The organism is Tardiphaga sp. 215_C5_N2_1 (genome assembly GCF_052076055.1).
GTDB classification, from domain to species: domain Bacteria; phylum Pseudomonadota; class Alphaproteobacteria; order Rhizobiales; family Xanthobacteraceae; genus Tardiphaga; species Tardiphaga robiniae.
This window is the reverse complement of the sequence record NZ_CP197240.1, coordinates 5,509,098-5,526,385: the sequence shown is the minus strand read 5'-3', so window position 1 is coordinate 5,526,385 and position 17,288 is coordinate 5,509,098. Positions and strand designations below refer to the sequence as shown.

19 protein-coding genes are annotated in these 17,288 nt (G+C 61.8%); 10 read left to right on the top strand and 9 right to left on the bottom strand.

Annotated elements, in window-relative coordinates; genetic code table 11:
* Positions 1 to 22: 22 nt before the first annotated feature.
* Positions 23 to 1,312: an ArgE/DapE family deacylase gene (locus AB7828_RS26245; RefSeq protein WP_441231584.1), complete on the top strand. Its 1,290-nt coding sequence runs from the start codon at positions 23 to 25 to the stop codon at positions 1,310 to 1,312.
* Between the two features lie 55 nt (positions 1,313 to 1,367).
* Here AB7828_RS26245 and AB7828_RS26240 read toward each other — a convergent pair whose 3' ends face one another.
* Positions 1,368 to 1,757: a hypothetical protein gene (locus AB7828_RS26240; protein ID WP_246297870.1), complete on the bottom strand. Its 390-nt coding sequence runs from the start codon at positions 1,755 to 1,757 to the stop codon at positions 1,368 to 1,370.
* A gap of 229 nt (positions 1,758 to 1,986) precedes the next feature.
* Here AB7828_RS26240 and AB7828_RS26235 point away from each other — a divergent pair, with 229 nt between their 5' ends.
* The 6 genes from AB7828_RS26235 to AB7828_RS26210 all read left to right on the top strand — a co-directional run bounded on the left by AB7828_RS26235 (position 1,987) and on the right by AB7828_RS26210 (position 7,463).
* The gene (locus AB7828_RS26235; protein WP_089262161.1) at positions 1,987 to 2,394 is read left to right on the top strand and encodes a hypothetical protein; all 408 of its coding nucleotides are present in this window, start codon (positions 1,987 to 1,989) and stop codon (positions 2,392 to 2,394) included.
* 497 nt (positions 2,395 to 2,891) lie between these two features.
* The gene (locus AB7828_RS26230; RefSeq protein WP_068733339.1) at positions 2,892 to 4,115 is read left to right on the top strand and encodes an ABC transporter substrate-binding protein; all 1,224 of its coding nucleotides are present in this window, start codon (positions 2,892 to 2,894) and stop codon (positions 4,113 to 4,115) included.
* Positions 4,116 to 4,243: 128 nt separating this feature from the next.
* Positions 4,244 to 5,098, top strand: a complete 855-nt coding sequence (locus AB7828_RS26225; protein ID WP_068733337.1) for a branched-chain amino acid ABC transporter permease — start codon at positions 4,244 to 4,246, stop codon at positions 5,096 to 5,098.
* A 1-nt stretch (position 5,099) separates the two neighbouring features.
* Positions 5,100 to 6,029: a branched-chain amino acid ABC transporter permease gene (locus AB7828_RS26220; RefSeq protein ID WP_175368795.1), complete on the top strand. Its 930-nt coding sequence runs from the start codon at positions 5,100 to 5,102 to the stop codon at positions 6,027 to 6,029.
* A complete protein-coding gene (locus AB7828_RS26215; protein WP_120288460.1) occupies positions 6,026 to 6,769 on the top strand; it encodes an ABC transporter ATP-binding protein in 744 nt (247 codons plus the stop codon). The genes AB7828_RS26220 and AB7828_RS26215 overlap by 4 nt, the downstream gene beginning before the upstream one ends.
* Positions 6,756 to 7,463 carry an ABC transporter ATP-binding protein gene (locus tag AB7828_RS26210; protein WP_439057195.1) on the top strand — a complete coding sequence of 236 codons (708 nt, stop codon included), beginning with the start codon at positions 6,756 to 6,758 and terminating at the stop codon, positions 7,461 to 7,463. The genes AB7828_RS26215 and AB7828_RS26210 overlap by 14 nt, the downstream gene beginning before the upstream one ends.
* A gap of 60 nt (positions 7,464 to 7,523) precedes the next feature.
* On the opposite strand, the gene AB7828_RS26205 is transcribed toward AB7828_RS26210, so the two are convergent.
* Entirely contained in the window at positions 7,524 to 8,732 is a 1,209-nt protein-coding gene (locus tag AB7828_RS26205) for a DUF3419 family protein (RefSeq protein WP_089262173.1), read from the bottom strand.
* A gap of 169 nt (positions 8,733 to 8,901) precedes the next feature.
* Between AB7828_RS26205 and AB7828_RS26200 the strand changes: the two genes are divergently transcribed.
* The gene (locus AB7828_RS26200; RefSeq protein WP_441231583.1) at positions 8,902 to 9,594 is read left to right on the top strand and encodes a class I SAM-dependent methyltransferase; all 693 of its coding nucleotides are present in this window, start codon (positions 8,902 to 8,904) and stop codon (positions 9,592 to 9,594) included.
* 2 nt (positions 9,595 to 9,596) lie between these two features.
* Here AB7828_RS26200 and AB7828_RS26195 read toward each other — a convergent pair whose 3' ends face one another.
* Entirely contained in the window at positions 9,597 to 10,475 is an 879-nt protein-coding gene (locus AB7828_RS26195; RefSeq protein ID WP_441231582.1) for a lysylphosphatidylglycerol synthase transmembrane domain-containing protein, read from the bottom strand.
* A gap of 320 nt (positions 10,476 to 10,795) precedes the next feature.
* Here AB7828_RS26195 and AB7828_RS26190 point away from each other — a divergent pair, with 320 nt between their 5' ends.
* The gene (locus tag AB7828_RS26190) at positions 10,796 to 11,017 is read left to right on the top strand and encodes a hypothetical protein (protein ID WP_139285875.1); all 222 of its coding nucleotides are present in this window, start codon (positions 10,796 to 10,798) and stop codon (positions 11,015 to 11,017) included.
* A gap of 16 nt (positions 11,018 to 11,033) precedes the next feature.
* On the opposite strand, the gene AB7828_RS26185 is transcribed toward AB7828_RS26190, so the two are convergent.
* Entirely contained in the window at positions 11,034 to 11,861 is an 828-nt protein-coding gene (locus AB7828_RS26185; RefSeq protein WP_441231581.1) for an NAD-dependent protein deacetylase, read from the bottom strand.
* 284 nt (positions 11,862 to 12,145) lie between these two features.
* Positions 12,146 to 13,453: an amidohydrolase family protein gene (locus tag AB7828_RS26180; protein WP_441231580.1), complete on the bottom strand. Its 1,308-nt coding sequence runs from the start codon at positions 13,451 to 13,453 to the stop codon at positions 12,146 to 12,148.
* A 30-nt stretch (positions 13,454 to 13,483) separates the two neighbouring features.
* On the opposite strand from AB7828_RS26180, the gene AB7828_RS26175 reads away from it, so the two are divergent.
* Positions 13,484 to 13,828 carry a hypothetical protein gene (locus tag AB7828_RS26175; RefSeq protein ID WP_441231579.1) on the top strand — a complete coding sequence of 115 codons (345 nt, stop codon included), beginning with the start codon at positions 13,484 to 13,486 and terminating at the stop codon, positions 13,826 to 13,828.
* A 30-nt stretch (positions 13,829 to 13,858) separates the two neighbouring features.
* Here AB7828_RS26175 and AB7828_RS26170 read toward each other — a convergent pair whose 3' ends face one another.
* The 4 genes from AB7828_RS26170 to AB7828_RS26155 are packed head-to-tail and all read right to left on the bottom strand — an operon-like array spanning position 13,859 to position 17,231.
* Entirely contained in the window at positions 13,859 to 14,752 is an 894-nt protein-coding gene (locus AB7828_RS26170; RefSeq protein WP_441231578.1) for a polysaccharide deacetylase family protein, read from the bottom strand.
* 36 nt (positions 14,753 to 14,788) lie between these two features.
* Positions 14,789 to 15,556: an amino acid ABC transporter ATP-binding protein gene (locus tag AB7828_RS26165; RefSeq protein ID WP_441231577.1), complete on the bottom strand. Its 768-nt coding sequence runs from the start codon at positions 15,554 to 15,556 to the stop codon at positions 14,789 to 14,791.
* Positions 15,553 to 16,410 carry an amino acid ABC transporter permease gene (locus AB7828_RS26160; protein WP_441231576.1) on the bottom strand — a complete coding sequence of 286 codons (858 nt, stop codon included), beginning with the start codon at positions 16,408 to 16,410 and terminating at the stop codon, positions 15,553 to 15,555. Before AB7828_RS26160 ends, AB7828_RS26165 begins: the two co-directional genes overlap by 4 nt.
* Positions 16,407 to 17,231, bottom strand: coding sequence for an ABC transporter substrate-binding protein (locus AB7828_RS26155; protein WP_093759507.1), 825 nt, complete (start codon positions 17,229 to 17,231; stop codon positions 16,407 to 16,409). Before AB7828_RS26155 ends, AB7828_RS26160 begins: the two co-directional genes overlap by 4 nt.
* Positions 17,232 to 17,288: the final 57 nt, after the last annotated feature.

Genomic DNA, 17,288 nt, shown 5'->3' with positions numbered 1-17,288 from the left:
TCACAAGAAAAGGAAAAACAACATGGCTCTCGATCCCGCCCTCCGCGACAAGATCATCGCCGCCGTCGACAAGGGCTTCGATGCCCAGGTGAAGTTCACCCAGGACATGGTGCGCCACGTCTCCACGCGCGGCAACGAACACACGATGCAGGACTTCATGTTCCGCGCCATGAAGGCGCGCGGTTACAAGATGGAGCGCTTCGAGATGGACCGCGCCGCGCTCGGGCATCATCCCGGCGCCGGCGCGTGGGACGAACTGCATTCGACCGCGCCGATCGTGGTCGGCACGCATTATCCGCGCGAGGAAAAAGGCCGCTCGCTGATCATGCAGGGCCATGTGGACGTTGTGCCGGAAGGCCCGCGCGACATGTGGACCACGCCGCCCTATGACCCCGTCATCCAAGGTGACTGGATGCAGGGCCGCGGCGCCGGCGACATGAAGGCCGGCTGCGCCTCCAACATCTTCGCGCTCGACGCACTCAAGAGCCTCGGCCTGCAGCCGGCAGCGACGGTCTATCTGCAGTCTGTCGTGGAAGAAGAATCCACCGGTGACGGCGCGCTGATGACGCATCTGCGCGGCTACAAGGCCGACGCCGTGGTGGTATCGGAGCCGTCGCATGAGACGATCACCCGCGCCAATATCGGCGTGGTCTGGTTCCAGGTCGAAGTCCGCGGCGTGCCGGTGCATGTGCAGCGCATGGGCACCGGCGCTAACGCCATCGACGGCGCCTATCGGATCATCGGTGAATTGCGCAAGCTCGAAGCGAAGTGGAATGCGACCAAGGACCAGCACGAGCACTTCAAGAACATCGAGAAACCGGTCAACCTGAACATCGGCAAGATCGCCGGCGGCGACTGGGCGTCGTCAGTCCCGGCCTGGTGCAAGGTGGACTTCCGCATCTCGCTGCTGCCCGGCAAGACCGCCGAAGCGGCAAAGAAGGAGATCACCGACTGCGTCGCCGCCTTCGCGCATCAGGACCCGTTCCTGTCGAATATCCCGCCGACCGTGACCTTCAACGGCTTCCAGGCCGAAGGCTACGAACTCAAGCCGGGCTCGGATGCAGAAGCCACGCTGGCCGCGGCGCATGAAGCGGTGTTCGGCCAGAAGCCGAAGCCAGAAATCTCGCTCGCCTATCTCGACAGCCGCGTCTACGCGTTGTTCGACAATGTGCCGACGCTGAACTACGGCTGCATCTCGCGCGGCGTCCACGGCTTCGACGAAGGCGTCAACCTGCCCTCGCTGAAGAAGACGACGACGGCACTGGCGCTGTTCATCGCCGAATGGTGCGGCGTGGAAGAGATCAAGGCTTGATCATTCAGGCCTCAGCCTGAAGACCGAATGGGCGGCGGAGCAATCCGCCGCCTTTTCATTTCTGCCAGCTGCAGATGCCACCTGTGCGGCACGGCCAGACCTGCACCCGCGTGTCCGCCGCATTGGCGTTCAGCGGATTGCTGCGACGGGCAACCTTCTTCTGCGCAGCGGCGCGCTGTGCCACCGGCTTCGCAGACTGCGCGCGCACAAGACGCGGTGCTGCCTTCGCCGGATCAGCTTTCACATTCGCCTTCGCATCGGCCTTGGCCTGGATCTGCACCTGCTCGAATGACGCGGGCGGGCCCAGCAGTTTCGGCGACAGCACGGCCTTCTGCAGGTCGAGCAGCAAGAATTCGCCGGGCTTGTATGTGTCCGCTTGCGCGGCACCGACGCACGCCAGCAGACTGACGCCGGCCGCAATCATACTCAAACGCTTGCAACTCATTTACGCCTCCTGAGGCCGGTTCCCGGCTTCTGGACTAACAATGTCTCTAAGTTAAGCATGGATAACGTTGAATCCAGCCTCGAGTTTCCCCGGAAAGTGCCTGCGGCGCAGGCATTTCTGGCGGTAAGACTAACCGTCCATGGCGCACCCACCGATTGATCCAGCGCAATGCGACTCCGCGCTGCTGCGCAGACCCTTCGCTCAATCACTCTCAGCAGCGGAGACCGCCATGACATCCGTCCAGCCCTATCCCGTCGTCAGCAATCTCATCGAACGCATTGGCGACTGGTTGATCCAGCGTCGCCAGCTCAACGAACTCGGTGCGCTCGACAGCGGCGAGTTCAAACGCATGGCCCATGAGCTTGGCCTTGCGCCAAGCGATCTCGATACGATCGTTCGCAGAGGCGTGAACGGTGCGGAGGAATTGCCGCAGATGCTCCGTGCGCTCGGTTTTGACGAAGCCGCCATTGCCAAGATCCGGCCGCCTGACATGATGGAGATGCGCCACGCCTGCGCCAGTTGCGCACACAAACGGGCCTGCGGCGCCGACCTCGCAGCCAAGACGGCGGCGGCGAACTACGAGAACTATTGCGCCAATGCCAACGACATCACTCTGCTGGCCCGGGCTGCGGAGTAGATTATTCTCCACCTTTACTAAAAATGCTCGAAAAGCCGGCCAGGTAAGCCTAATCGGTTAGGTTAAGATTTGGTTTAAGTTGCGACAACCCCCGGCTGGGATAGCGTCGATCGCGTCGCGCAGTGGGGTGCGGAAGTCGCTTTCCAACCCCGAATTTCAATGCACGGCACGGGACCGCCGTTATTACCTGCGTCGGCGGTCCCACCCCTTGGCAGCCCGGCTGTACCCAACGCCACCCCCAACTCGGCCACTTGAGAATGCGCATGTTGCACCTGCTCGCAACTTGCAATGTGCCACCCGCGCCGCAGCATCGTTACATGTCATGCAAGCAGTGATCGCGTCGCAACAAGAAGCGCTTTGTGAATGCTCGCAATTTAATCCGCGACACAGTGTTGCTGTGCGCAATCTTCCTTGACTTGCTCTCGCCGCACTTGGCAGTCTGTGATCACACAAAAAAGCATCGGGCAACGACCCAGATGCCTCTAGGGAGAGACACCATGGACTCATTTCTGAGGCCGCTTGCGGCTGCGAGTATGATTGTTGCTGGCGCCCTTGCTTCCACTGCTCCAGCATCTGCCCAGCAAGCGCCGATCAAGATCGGCATTCCGACTTCGGTCCAGCTGCAGGTCGGCCGCGATACGCAGAACGCCGCCAAGCTGGCCATCGAAGAGATCAACGCCAAGGGCGGATTGCTCGGCCGCAAGCTCGAAATGGTTGTCGCCGACGAGACCGAGAATCCCGAACAGGGCATCGCTGCAATCAAGAAGCTCACCGCCGATGACAAGGTCAACGTGCTGATCGGCGGCTATACGTCAGGCGTCACACTGGCCCAGCTGCCGCATATTTCCAACGCCAAGACGATCTATATCGGCGTCGGCGCGGCCTCCCCGGCCATCACCGCAAAGGTGAAAACAGACTACGAGAATTACAAATATATTTTCCGCGCCTTCCCCATCAACGCGGCGCATCAGGCCCGCGCGTTGGTCGACTTCATCAACGGCAAGCTGAAAGGTGAGATGGGCCTGAAGAAGATCGCCATTGTCGGCGAGAACGCCAAATGGGTGCAGGATCTCGTGCCGATCCTGAAGAAGGGCGCGACCGACGGCGGCACCGACGTGACGCTCGCCGAGTTCTTCGACACCTCGACCTCCGACTTCTCGCCGCTGTTCGCCAAGGTGAAGAATTCAGGCGCGCAGTATCTGATCGTCGTGCTCTCGCATGCCTCATCGGACATCTTCGTCAAGCAGTGGCATGACGCGCAGGTGCCGATCCCGATCGGCGGCATCGACGTCAAGAGCCAGGACGCCGACTTCTTCACCCGCGTCAGCGGCAAGGCCAATGCCGAAACCGTCGGCATGTTCGCCATCCGCGCGCCGCTTACCCCGAAGACCATTCCGTTCTGGGATGAATTCGTGAAGCGCTTCGGCACCGCGCCTGTCTATACCGGCATCGGCGCCTATGATGCCGTTTATGTCTATGCCGATGCCGTGAAGCGCGCCAATTCCATCGAGCCCGATGCTGTCATCAAGGAGCTGGAGAAAACCGACCATGTCGGCATCGCCGGCAAGCTGGTGTTCGACGAAGTACACGACGTGAAAACCGGCCCGGGACTGCAGAACCTGCTGTTCGTGCAGTGGCAGAAGGATGGCGCTCGCGTTGTGGTCTGGCCGAAGGAAGCCGCAACCGGCCCGATGATCGCGCCGCCCTGGATGAGCAACTGATTTGTTGATGGCGGTCATCTGACCGCAGCGTAACCGCGCGGCCGGCGATCCGTCGCCGGCCGGAAAACGGGAGAAGCGAGCCCGAAAAAATTCGCCCTCCGCCGACCGGTCTTCAACAGCGGGTTCTCATGCTTCAGATTCTGATCTACGGCGCGGTCTCCAGCGCCATCTATGCGATGCTGGCCGTTGGTTTCACCCTGATCTTCGGCGTCGCTCGCATCCTCAATCTCGCCCATGGCTCGTTCTACGCACTCGGCGCCTATGCGGCCTATGTCCTCACCTCGCTACTCGGCGTTCCGCTCTTCATCGCAGCCCCGCTGGCGGTATTGATCGTCGCGGGCTTCGGCGTGGTGATGGAACGTTTTCTGGTGCGTCCGCTGCGCTCGTCTCAGCTCGCGGTGCTGATGATTACCCTAGCCGTTTCGCTCGCGGTCGAACAGGCGCTGTTCATCACCTTCGGCTCCGAATATCGCAACGTCCCCTCATTTGTCGCTGACAAGCTCTCGATCGGCGGCGTCGATATCTCCGGCCAGCGCCTGCTCGCCCTTGTCGCCGGTGTCCTCGTGCTGCTCGGCCTCTGGCTGTTCATCCAGCGCACGCGCCTCGGCGCGGCCATCCTCGCGGTATCGCAGGATCCGGAAGCCGCGCAATATATGGGTATCCCGACCAACCGCATTTTCTCCATCGTGATGGCGATCTCCGCCGGCACCGCGGCGCTCGCCGGCGTGCTGGTGTCGCCCTTCCTCACGGTGCAGCCCACCATGGGCCTGCTGCCGATGGTGAAGGCCTTCGCCATCGTCATCGTCGGCGGGCTTGGCTCGATCCCCGGCAGCATCATCGCCTCGCTGATCCTCGGCTATTCCGAGACCATCGTCGCCTATCTGATTTCAACATCATGGACGGAGCTGGTGTCGCTGGTCGCGGTCGTCGTCACGCTGATGATACGCCCGTCAGGACTCCTTGGGCGACGGGCGGCATTCTGACATGAAACGCATCGCCCCCATCGACATCGCAGGCGGCATCCTCGTCGTCGCCTTCCTCGCGCTGCTGCCCATGTTCGCCGCCAGCAACTATCTCACCGGCGTACTCACCGTCTGCGTGATCTACGGCATCTGGGCCTCAAGCTGGGATTTCATGTCCGGCCTCACCGGGCGCGAGAATTTCGGCCACTCACTGTTCATCGGCGCCGGCGCCTATACCGCGGGCTTCCTGTCCTCGATCTGGTCGACAAATCCCTGGGTCAGCCTGCCGCTCGGCGTCGTGATCGCCATCGCCTTCAGCCTGCTGGTCGGCTTCCCGACGCTGCGGCTGCGTGGGCCATATTTCGCGCTGGCGATGCTGTCGGCCTCGGCGATCCTGCAGCGGCTGTGTCTGATCTTCTGGGAATATACTGGCGGCGAGGAAGGCATCTACGGCCTCGATCCCTTGATGAAAAATCCGCTGCATTACTACTGGTTCGTGCTGGCGATTCTCGCGGTCACCGTGATCGCGCTGACGCTGCTGGCACAGTCGCATTGGGGCCTGCTGCTGCGCGCCATTCGCGGAGATGAGGCGACCTGTCAGGCTGCCGGCATCAACGTCACCTTCTACAAGATCGTGTCGCTGATGATCTCGGCCGGCTTTGCCGGCCTCGGCGGCGCGCTCTATGCGCATTACCAGCTGCAGGTGTCCCCGCCGCTGTTCTCGGTCGTGGTCTCCATCACGGTGATCATCATGGTCTATGTTGGCGGTATCGGCTCGATCTATGGCGCCGCAGTGGCCGCGATCCTCCTGACGTTGCTCACCGAGATGCTGCGCGGCTTCGGCGAATACCGGCTGTGGATCTACACACTGACCCTGATGCTGATCCTGTTCTTCCTGCCCAATGGACTGATCGCGCCGCTCTGGCGCCGGCTGACGGAGCGCCTGCGATGACCGACCTGCTCGAAGTCAACGGTGTGACCAAGCGCTTCGGCGGCCTCACCGCCGTGAAGAACGCGAGTTTCACGCTGAAGAAAGGCGAGTTCACCGGCATCCTCGGCCCCAACGGCGCCGGCAAGACGACATTGTTCAACATCCTCACCGGCTTCATGCAGCCGACCACTGGCACCATTCACTTCAACGGCGAACTGGTGCGCGAGCTTGCCCCCTACAAGGTGGTCAATCGCGGCATGGCGCGCACCTTCCAGCTCACGCGTCCCTTTGTCGGCATGAACCTGCTGGAGAACGTGCTGGTCGCCTGCATGTCGCCGCGCGCCAGTGAGGACAAGGACAAGGAAGCGCGTGCCAGCTATCTGCTGGGACAGGTAGGTCTCGGCGGCCGTGACAAGGAGCCGGTGGAGACGCTGCCTTATGGCGACCTGCGGCGGCTCGAAATCGCCCGCGCACTGGCGACCCGGCCGGACCTGTTGCTGCTTGACGAGCCCTTCGCAGGGCTTGGCAGCAGCGAGATCGAACAACTGGCGCAACTGATCAGGCGTCTGCATCGCGAGGAGAACCTCACTATTCTGCTGATCGAACACAAGCTGCGTGAATTCATGGCACTCGTATCGCGCGTGATCGCCATGAATTTCGGCGAGATCATCGCCGTCGGCCCACCGGAAGAAATCGTGAAGAACGAGAAGGTGATCGAGGCCTATATCGGCAAGACGGAGGAAGCCCATGCCTCTGCTTGAAGTCGCCGATCTCAAGGTCAGTTATGGCAAAGCGCTGGCCATCGAATCCGTATCGATCAAGGTCGAGAAGGGTGAGCTCATTGGCGTGCTCGGCCCCAACGGCGCCGGCAAGACCACGCTGCTGAAGGCCATCTCGCGCTCGATCGCTTCCCAGGGCACGCTGAATTTCAAGGATGCGTCGCTGCATCCGATCGAGCCATATAACGTCGTTGCCAAGGGTATCTGCCATTGCCCGGAAGGGCGCAAGCTGTTCTCGGAGCTCTCTGTGCTGAAGAACCTGCAGCTTGGTGCTTACCTCCGCAAGAACAATGCCGATGTCGAGAAAGACCTGGAACGCGTCTTCACGCTATTCCCGGTGCTGCGCGAACGGCAATGGCAGCAGTCGAGCACGCTGTCGGGCGGCGAACAGCAGATGGTGGCCATCGGCCGCGCGCTGATGGGCAGGCCGGAGCTATTGCTTCTGGATGAGCCGTCCGTCGGCATCGCGCCGCGGCTGAAGGGGCTGATTTTCGACTCGATCCAGCAAATCCGGAGAGACGGCACCGCGATCCTGATCGTCGAACAGGACGCGACATCGACGCTGCGGATTGCGGATCGGGTCTATGTGCTGGAACATGGGCGGACGATCCGCGAGGGGACGTCGGCGGAGATCGCTGGCGACAAGTATATCCAGCAGATTTATCTGGGGGTGTGACGTTCACGTGCTCGCTTCTTACCTCTCCCCGCTTGCGGGGAGAGGTAAAGACAGCAACGCCTACGCCTTGCGCGTATACAGATGAAACCCGCCATAGATGCCCGAACGATCCGCAGCCAGACCTTCGGCACTGCGCGCCTCATCGCGCTGCCACGTCTCACGCAGCGATGCATGTTCCGGATCGTCCAGCGGTGACTCGGCACCGGCGGTGCGGAAGATCACTCGGATGCCGTCCTTGCCGGCGCGGTCGATCGCGTCCCACAGCGCACGGATTTCATCCGGCGCCATCCAGTCCTGCGAATCCAGCAGCACGACCGCGTCGATCTGGCGGGCTGGAAGGCTCTCCAGGAACACGCGCAGATTGGCATGCACGGGCGTGACCAGAGCGGCGCGGCTGGCGGTGTCCGCGTAGCGGCTCTGCTGCAGATAGAGCGGCAAGCACTTGTCACCGGGGCCGACATAGCTGCGGCTCAGCGCCTGCCAGGCAAAATAGTTGTTGGCGTTCGGATGCACGTCGATCAGAGCGAGCAGACGCTGATGCAGCACTTCGTTGAGCGGCTGGTTGCCGCCCAGCAATGTACGCTGCTGCGGCGGGATGCCGAGACTGAACAACAGCGCCGGCGTCTTCGTCATCATACGAGCGAGCCGGGAGTGGAACAGCCAGTGCAGGCGTTCCAGCGCGCGCTTGCGCGCCGGGGACTGCTTGTCCTCGTGCAACAACGCTTTGAGATCGATGCGGGCGAGCTTCGCCAGCGTATGCGCGAAGCCGATGAAGCGGCCGAGCGCGCCATGACGATAGAAGCCGTCACTGAAGTAACCGTAGCGCGGGCGGCCCTGGATATCGCGCTCGTCCCAATAGCCGCGCGCTTCGGCATCGAGCAGCGGGCGCAGCCGCTCGCGATACAGGCCGACATTGGTATCCGAGGCGCCTTCGCCGAAGAATTTCCAGAAGTCCTGATAGTTCGGCAGTGCCCGCAGGCCGGCGAGCTTCAGCTTCAGCAGCGACAGATGCGCTTCATTCAGATCGACCGCATAGACATGCTCGGGCTTCGCCGACAGATAGGACAGCGCGTTGCAGCCGCCGCTGGAGATAGTGACAATCGTCGAACCGGGCGCCAGTTTCAGCGCCGCCATGTCCGCCTCGGGATCTTCCCAGATCTGGGTATAGACCAGCCGGCGGAACCAGAAGGCGAACAGCCTGTCCCAGATCGTCGTTTCCTCGCGACCACGGCTATTGCGAACGGCGTCGGCGATCAGATGCGTATTCATCGGTCTCTTGAACCCTTCGAATCGACAATCTGAAATTTTTATCAAGCGCAGACTGCGGTTTTGCGACAGTCATTCTAAATTTCGGCCGATTCCCGCGACGAAACTACTGTCACACCGCTGTCGTGTTGCGATGAAATGGATCGCTCATCCGGATGCGATGAGGTGCGCCATGACGATTGTCTCCGAATACGAAGACGGCGGTCAGCCCGCATGGTCGAACGAAGCTACGCATCGTATGAACCGGATGTACCGCTGGCAACGCTTCATCTATGACGCGACGCGCCGGTATTATCTGCTCGGCCGCGACCAGCTCATCGCCGAACTGGCACCCGCGCCGGGCGCGACAGTGCTGGAGATCGGCTGCGGCACCGGCCGCAATCTCGTTCAGGCTGCTCGGAAATATCCACAGGCGGTATTCTACGGCATCGATATTTCCACCGAGATGCTGACCACGGCCATCGCATCAATTGCGCGCAACGAGCTCACGGATACCGTCCGTGTCGCCCATGGCGATGCGACGAATTTCGATCCGGCGCGCATTTTCACCGTTCCGTCATTCGATCACATCATGATTTCCTACAGCCTCTCGATGATCCCGAGCTGGCAGGATGTGCTCGACCACGCCGTATCGCAGCTCAAGCCTGGCGGGCGACTACACATCGTCGATTTCGGCCATCAGGAGCGGTTGCCAAAGATCGCGAGCAAGCTGCTGTTGCGCTGGCTGACATTGTTCGACGTGACGCCGCGCCGCGAGCTTCTCGATGTGCTGAAGACACTCGCCGAGCGTCATCACGCCAATCTCGATTTCAATCGTCCGTTCCGCGGCTATGCGCAATCGGCGGTGCTGACATTGCCGAAGTAAATTCAGGCCAGCTTGCGCCTGTTCACGTTCCGATAGGCTTCAACGGCGCCGAACAGCGTCAGCGACAGCACGAACGGGATCAGGTGATAGAACAGCCGGAACAGCAGCAACACAGCCAGTAGCTGCTCGGTATGTTCGCCGCCAAGCCCGACAAGGATCGTTGCGTCGAACACGCCGATGCCCGCGGGTGCGTGGCTGGCGAAGCCCAGTAGCGTCGCAGCGATGAAGACGACGATCACCTGTGCGACGCCGACATCCATCGTCTCGGGGATCAGCACATACATCGCCAGAGCTGCCGCCCCGAGATCGACGAGCCCGATCCCGATCTGGAAGAACACGTTGCGCCCGCTCGGCACCGGCACCGACCAGTTGCGGCCACCGAGCGTCCGGATACCGTTCCATGTCCAGCCGACATACGCGACGATGCCGACGAGAACTGCCATCGCTATGAAGCGGTTGATCTCGGGCGAGAGCTGATCGATCCGGCTGATGGCGCCTGGCTCGCGCAAGGTGCTGAGCGCCAGCGCGGTGAGATTGCCGAGCCAGAAGGTGAGTCCGGTCAGGAAGCAGATGCGGGCGACGCCGGCGGGGCCGATGCCATGCGGTGCATAGATCCGGTAACGCACCGCCGATGACACCAACAGCACGGCGCCGGTTCCGTGCGAAATCGGATAGCTGGTGAAATTGGCCAGCGCTGCAATCCTGAAGGGAATGTCCCCTCGCCCGATCATCTGCAGCGCCAGCCAGTCATACAGCGTCAGGCTGCCATAGGAGATCGCCACCAGCACCAGCGCCAGCGCGATGCTGCCTGGCGGTACCATGTGCATGGCAGACAGCACGTGGGCGAAATCCACGCCCTTAAGCGCCTTGGACAGCGCCATAAACGCAATCGTAGCAATTGCTATGCTAAGGAGCGCGCCAAGCCACCTCCAGCTGAGGCGCGTACGCATCAGCTGCATGATATTTCTCAATGCGGGTGGCACATTGTTCTACTTTTCATTAGGTCTGAGCACGCCGTGATTCGCGCATGTGTTCGCGCGTTCTGTTGCACGTCCATGTGACAGCTGCGCAAAAGCAGCGTTTTGGCGCCGCCCAACAATCCGGTGATTTCCAGATTTCGCCCCCGCCATGTCGCATCAAGGTCATGCGGGTTCCGTAAGCCATGCGCACTGAATGCACTGATTCATCCAAGCAGGACACCATGTCGACCGAGACCGAATATCAGCTCACCGAAAACCAGTGGGACACATTGCGGATGCTTCGCCCCGCGATCCTGCCACCGGCCAAGCTGAACCGTTACGTGCTCGATCAGCTGGTTGCGATGGGACTGGTTGCGCTATCGGACACTCACCCGGCGCTCACGCCGATGGGCCGCGCCGTGGTTCTGCGCGGCTGTCCGCGACTGTGGGATCTGGCAGCCTGAGCCGAGGCATGCCGTTTTACGGCGCGTCCGCTGGCCGAAGCAGGAACGCGAGCGCGTCCTCGCAGCGATCTTCGACCTTGAAGCTGAGAAACTCGTCAGCCCGCGTGCGGCCAAGATTGACCGCGGCGATGGGAATCTCCGCCCGCATAGCCGCCTGAACGAAGCGAAACCCGGAATAGACCATCAGCGACGAACCGGCGATCAGCATGGCATCAGCGTTGTGCAGGTGGCCGAGCGCGGCATCGACGAATTCGCGCGGCACGTTCTCGCCGAAGAACACGACATCCGGCTTGAGGATGCCGCCGCAGATCTCGCAAGCCGGCACGACAAAGGATGCGAAATCGACGTCCTCCAAATCGGCATCGCCATCGGGCGCAACAGCCGCGTCGAGATCCAGCCAACCTGTGTTCAAGCGGCCCATCTCGTGCTGGAATTCATCGCGCTGGATCCGACGTTCGCAGCCCATGCAGCGCACGAGATCGAGCCGACCGTGAAGGTCGATCACCTTCTTGCTGCCGGCCGCCTGATGCAGCCGGTCGACATTCTGCGTGAGCAGAACCTCGCATTTGCCGATCTGTTCGAGCCGCGCCAGCGCATGATGCGCATCGTTCGGCCGCGCCTGGCCGAACCGACGCCAGCCAATGAGACTGCGCGCCCAATAACGCTGCCGCGTCAGTTCCTCGCCCATGAAGGCCTGAAAGGTCACAGGCTGCGTCCGCTTCCAGTTGCCGTCGGTGTCGCGATAATCGGGAATGCCCGAATTGGTGCTGCAGCCCGCGCCGGTCAGGACAAACAGACGTTGATGGCGATCGACGAAGTCGCGAAGGACATTGGGTGGGGTCATAGGGGAACGACTATCTCTTGACGCGAAACAATGCCAGGCGCGCGCGGACACGGCATATCGAGCCAGATATATGGGGGTAGAATTTTGAGATTCCACTACGCTCGATCACGGATGCTTATTCGATCAACCGGTCGCACGCTGAAGAACCTTCTGAGACCGATCTTCGATCCCCCGCCGAGAAGACCGCATCACGGCCCTCGTTTCAGTTCGCTCAAGCTGTTGCTGAGTATCCCGGCGAAGGTCGCAGCGGCAACTGGCAGTACACACCCGCGCAACGATGACGGTCACGTCTTCCCGGCCCTGATCATCAGACCGGACACCTTGCTGTCTCTCAGCCGCAGCCGGTCGATATCGATCGGCTGGCATTCTATCTTGCGATGAACGCCGAGAATCTCGCGCGCCACCGGATCCAGTCGGGCGCTGACCGCGTGGTATTCCTCACACAGGCAGGCCTGCACCCCGGCGGCCGCTGCCATCACGCTCTGCTGGGTCATACGCGTGGTGCGGCCATCAACGACGACCGGTTCGCCCGCGACGAGGACCGTGTCGATGGCGCGCGGCGTGCCGGCATATACCAATTGGCGGACCGCACTGTTCAGCGGTACGAAAGCGGGATCATCGAGACTGATGAGCACGAGATCAGCCTTCGCGCCTGGCCTGATCGCTCCAAGATCGGCCTCGCATCCGAGCGCCTTGGCGCCACCTATCGTCGCAGCCCGAAACGCGGCTCGCGCGGCGCCGGCTTCGCCGGCTTCCCCTTGCAGCGCCCAATACAGAGCGAACGCCTTCATCGATTCAAAGATATTCTGGGAATCGCTGCCGCTGCAGTTGTCGCATCCAAGTGCGACGTTCACCCCGGCTTCTGCATAACGCCGGATCGGTGCGATGCCGTTCAGCAATTTCAAATTACTGACGGGGTTGAACGCGAGATTCACACCTGCCGCGCCCAACTGCGCGATCTCATGATCGGAAATCCACACGCCGTGCGCAATGGTCAGGCGATCGCTAAGCAGACCCAGACGATCGAGAAAAGACACCAGTGAGCGATGATCTCCTTGATATGCGAGGCGGGCGAGCAATGCCTGCGAGCGCGTCTCGTAGAGATGTGTAAACACGCGCAGAGCCCGGTCCGCGGCCATTTGCGCCGTCCATTGCAACAACTGTTCCGAGCAGCGCTGTGGCGCGGATGGCGCAAGCGCCCAGCTCACACGTTCGGATCGCGGCGCATCCAGCAGCGAAGCGACGAAATGTTGCATCGGACGGGGATCGAGGCTTCCGCCAAGCTGCCGAAGCGCATCGGCAGAGAGTTCTTCACGCCAGAACGGTACCGTATCAGCCGCAGCCTTGTCGCCAAGCTGAAGCGCCAGGACGGCGCGAATGCCCGCCTCCTGATAGGCGGACAGCACCGCGTCCATGTGGCGCTGATCCGGCCCCACGATGGATACCATGTCCTGCACGGTAGTCACGCCGCAACGCAGATTCTCCACGGCGCCAAGCAACGTCCTGACACGGACCTCTTCGTCGCTGCGACGGGGATAGTTCGACGGGAAGCTGTAGAGCCCCCAGACCTCAAGCGGCATCTGCTCGAACATCCCGCGCAGCAGGACATCATGGGAATGGTAATGCGCATTAATGAAGCCAGGCGTTACCAACTTGCCGCGCGCGTCGATGACACGGGCATCCTCGCCTGCATCGAGCTTCCCTTCGGGACCTATCGCCGCAATTTGCCCATCGATGATCAGAACGTCGGCGACGGGAGGCTGGTCGAGTTCGCCATCCGGATCGAGTATCCGGCCACCTATAATGAGGGTTCGCTGCACCTGGCTCATGCAGACTGCCCGCGCGGGCTGCGCAAGAATGCCGCGTGCAGTTCGCCCTTCACCGACACGTCGTCGAGACAGCAGCCATCGCCGGCGGCGAAGCGCCGCGTCGCGCCCCGCCGCATGGAGCGGCCGATCTCATGCTGAACGTGATGTCGGGAGAGCGTGGTCATGATCTCATGCCGAGCGCAGGGCGGCGTCCAACTCGTGCATCTGATAATGCGCCGCGATCGCCGCGCCATTCGCGATCCACAGATCGGGACAGGATTTCGCGTAAGTCAGAAACTCGCGCAGCAGACGCAGCCGCATCGGCCGGCCGCTGCATTGCGGATGCAGCACGGTGGTGACCATGGCGCCCCAGTCGCGAATCTCGTCCAGTTCGTCCTTCCAGATCGACAGCACATGTTCCTTGGGAAAGATCGATCGCGGGCTGAAGCGATTCGACAGCCCGTGCATCCAGTCGTCGTAACTTGCCGTCACCGGCAGTTCGATCGTGCCCGGCTGGCCATTGGCGAGGCGGTGGCGATATGGCCGGACATCGTCGCGGAACGACGAGCTGTAGGCGAAACCACGTCGCGCCAGCGCCACGCGCAGCGCTTCGGAAAATTCGCCGACCGGCGCGCGGTATCCCTTCGGTATCACGCCGAGACCGCGCTTCAGGGCATCGAGACCCCGTTCCAGCTCCTCCTCGACGGGGTCGCCCGGCTCCACGACCAGATGATGATAGCCATGATGGCCGATCTCGTGGCCGGCCTTCAGGATCGATTCCGCCATCGCCGGATGCGCGTCCACGGTCCAGCCGGTCACGAAGAACGTCGCCTTCAGATCGAGCTGGTCGAGCAGTTGCAGCAGCTTCGGCACGCCGACGCGCGCTTCGTAACCGCCATAGCTCAAGGTAACCAGGCGCTGCGCATGCGCGGCATCCTTGCCGGTCCAGGCGCTTTCTGCGTCAACGTCGAAGGCCAGGAACATGGCGGACGTATAGGACTTCGGCCACGGAAATTCAGGTGCTGGTGCGGCGCTGTTGGCGGGAACCAGGGGGATACTGTTGAGCGCTTTACTGTCCTGCATCGGTTATCACCTTTTTCAGGTCGTCGTTTCCCAGCATCATCGGATCACTGCCGAGAGAAAGAGTTGCGTTCGCGCTTCACGCGGCGCGGCGAGGACTTCGGCCGCCGTTCCGGATTCCACGATCACGCCCTGATCCATGTAGACCACCTTGTCGGCGACCTCGCGCGCAAATCCGAGCTCGTGCGTCACCACCATCATGGTCATGCCGCTGCGCGCGAGCTCCTTCATGACCGCGAGTACCTCTCCGACCAGTTCCGGGTCCAGCGCGCTGGTTGGCTCGTCGAACAGCATCAGCATCGGCTTCATCGCCAGCGCGCGCGCAATCGCTACGCGCTGCTGCTGGCCACCGGACAGTTGCGAGGGATAGGACCCGGCCTTTTCCGCCAGCCCGACACGGCGCAGCAATTCCATCGCCTCGGCAATGACCTCCGCGGCATTGCGCGACTGCACCTGCATCGGTCCCTCGATGATATTCTCAAGTGCGGTCTTGTGCGGGAACAGATTGAAGCGCTGGAACACCATGCCGGTTTTCAGCCGCTGCTTCGCAATTTGCTTCTCATTCAGGCGATGCAACCGCCCGCCCTCCTCGCGTAGGCCGAGCAGTTCGCCATCGAGCCAGATGGCGCCGCTGTCGATCTCCGTGAGCTGGTTGACACAGCGCAGCAGCGTCGTCTTGCCCGAGCCGGACGCGCCGACCAGACACATCACTTCGCCGGCATGCACATCCAGCGAGACCTGCTTCAGCGCTTGAAAGTCGCCAAAGGTCTTGCTGACCGAGCGGATCGCAACGAGGGGTCTGTTCATCGCAGCGTCTGTACTGAACCGCGGGCGAAGCGCTTCTCGATCAACATCTGTAGCGGAGTCAGAATCGACACCACCAGCAGGTACCAGAGCCCGGCCACGATCAGAAGTTCGATGACGCGCGAATTGGCGTAATAGATATTTTCGGCGTTATGAAGCACTTCCGGATACTGGATCACGCTGGCCAGCGACGTTGCCTTGACCATGCCGATGAACTCGTTGCTGAGCGGTGGCGTCACGACGCGCATCGCCTGCGGAAAGATGATCCGGCGCAGCGCCTGCAGCCGGCTCATGCCGATCGCCTGCGCGGCCTCGTATTGCCCTGTATCCACCGACAGAATCCCGGCGCGCATGACTTCGGAGGTGTAGGCGCCCTGATTGATGCCGAGGCCAAGCAGCGCGGACAGGAACGGCGTCATGACGTCGACCGCCCGCGCCGACCAAAGGCCGGGAATGCCGATGGTCGGAAACACCAGCGCGATGTTGAACCAGAGCAGCAACTGCAAGATCAAAGGCGTGCCACGGAACAGCCAGGTGTAGCCGGCTGCCACCGTCTTCAGCACCGGATTGGACGACAGCCGCATGATGGCGATGACGACCCCGAGCACGATGCCGAGCGACATCGCAAGCACCGCCATGATCATGGTGTTGGCGATGCCCTGCAAAATTACCGGTACGGTCAGGAAACGGCCGACATAGGACCATTCGATCTGACCGTTGGCGAAAGCACGACCGATAGCCGCCAGCAGCAAAAGGATCGCGGCCGCAGTGATCCAGCGTTGCCAGTGCAGCTGCCGCGCGATCGGCATCCCCGACAGATCGGGGAAATCGCCAGCAAGTCGTTCCGCTGCGTTCATTGCGCGGCCGCGTTGATCATAGGTTTTTCGATCGCGTTGCCCGGGATTCCCCATTTGGTGAGGATGGTCTTGTAGGTGCCGTCGGTGATCATCGCGCCCAGCGCCTCGAACACGGCGTCGCGCAGCACGGTGTCTTCCTTGCGGAACATGATGCCCTGATAACCGCTGCCGATCGGCTCGCCGACGACGCGGTATTTGCCTGGCTCCTGCTGCTGGGCATAAGGCAGCGTCTCGCTGCCTTGCACCGCGGCATCGATGCGGCCCTGTTTCAGCTGATTGCGGACATCGACCGCATTCTCACCGGGGGTGAACTGCACCGCGGGCTTGCCGGCGGTCTCGCAATTGGCCTTGCTCCAGCGCTCGATGTCCTGGGGATAGATCGTGCTGCGGGTAGTTCCGACCTTCTTGCCGCAGAGGTCGATGGCGGCCTGAACGGGGCTCTCAGCCAGAAGGAAGAATTGCGGGCCGGTCCTCAGATAATCGACGAAGTCGGCGGTCTCACGGCGTGACAGCCGATCCGAAATGCCGCTGATGACAAAATCGGCACGCTTGGTCTGCAGCGCCGGGATGATCTCGGCGAATTTGGTCTCACTCCAGACCACCTTAAGCCCGAGTCGCTTGCCTATCTCAGTGCCGAGATCGATGTCCAGGCCGACAAGTTCATTGGTGGCTGGATCGCGATATTCCATCGGCGCGTAAGTCGAGCTGACAGTCAACTTCAACTCGCCGGCCTTCTTGATCGCCTCCGGCAACTCCGCCCCCTGCACAACGGTGGCGGCCAGAAGTACGCCGACGATAGCGGCGATCGAGGTAGACCTCATGTCAGTTCCTTGGTTGGCAATTCCGATAGTGGTTCAACGTCGATTGTCCTGAAGAGG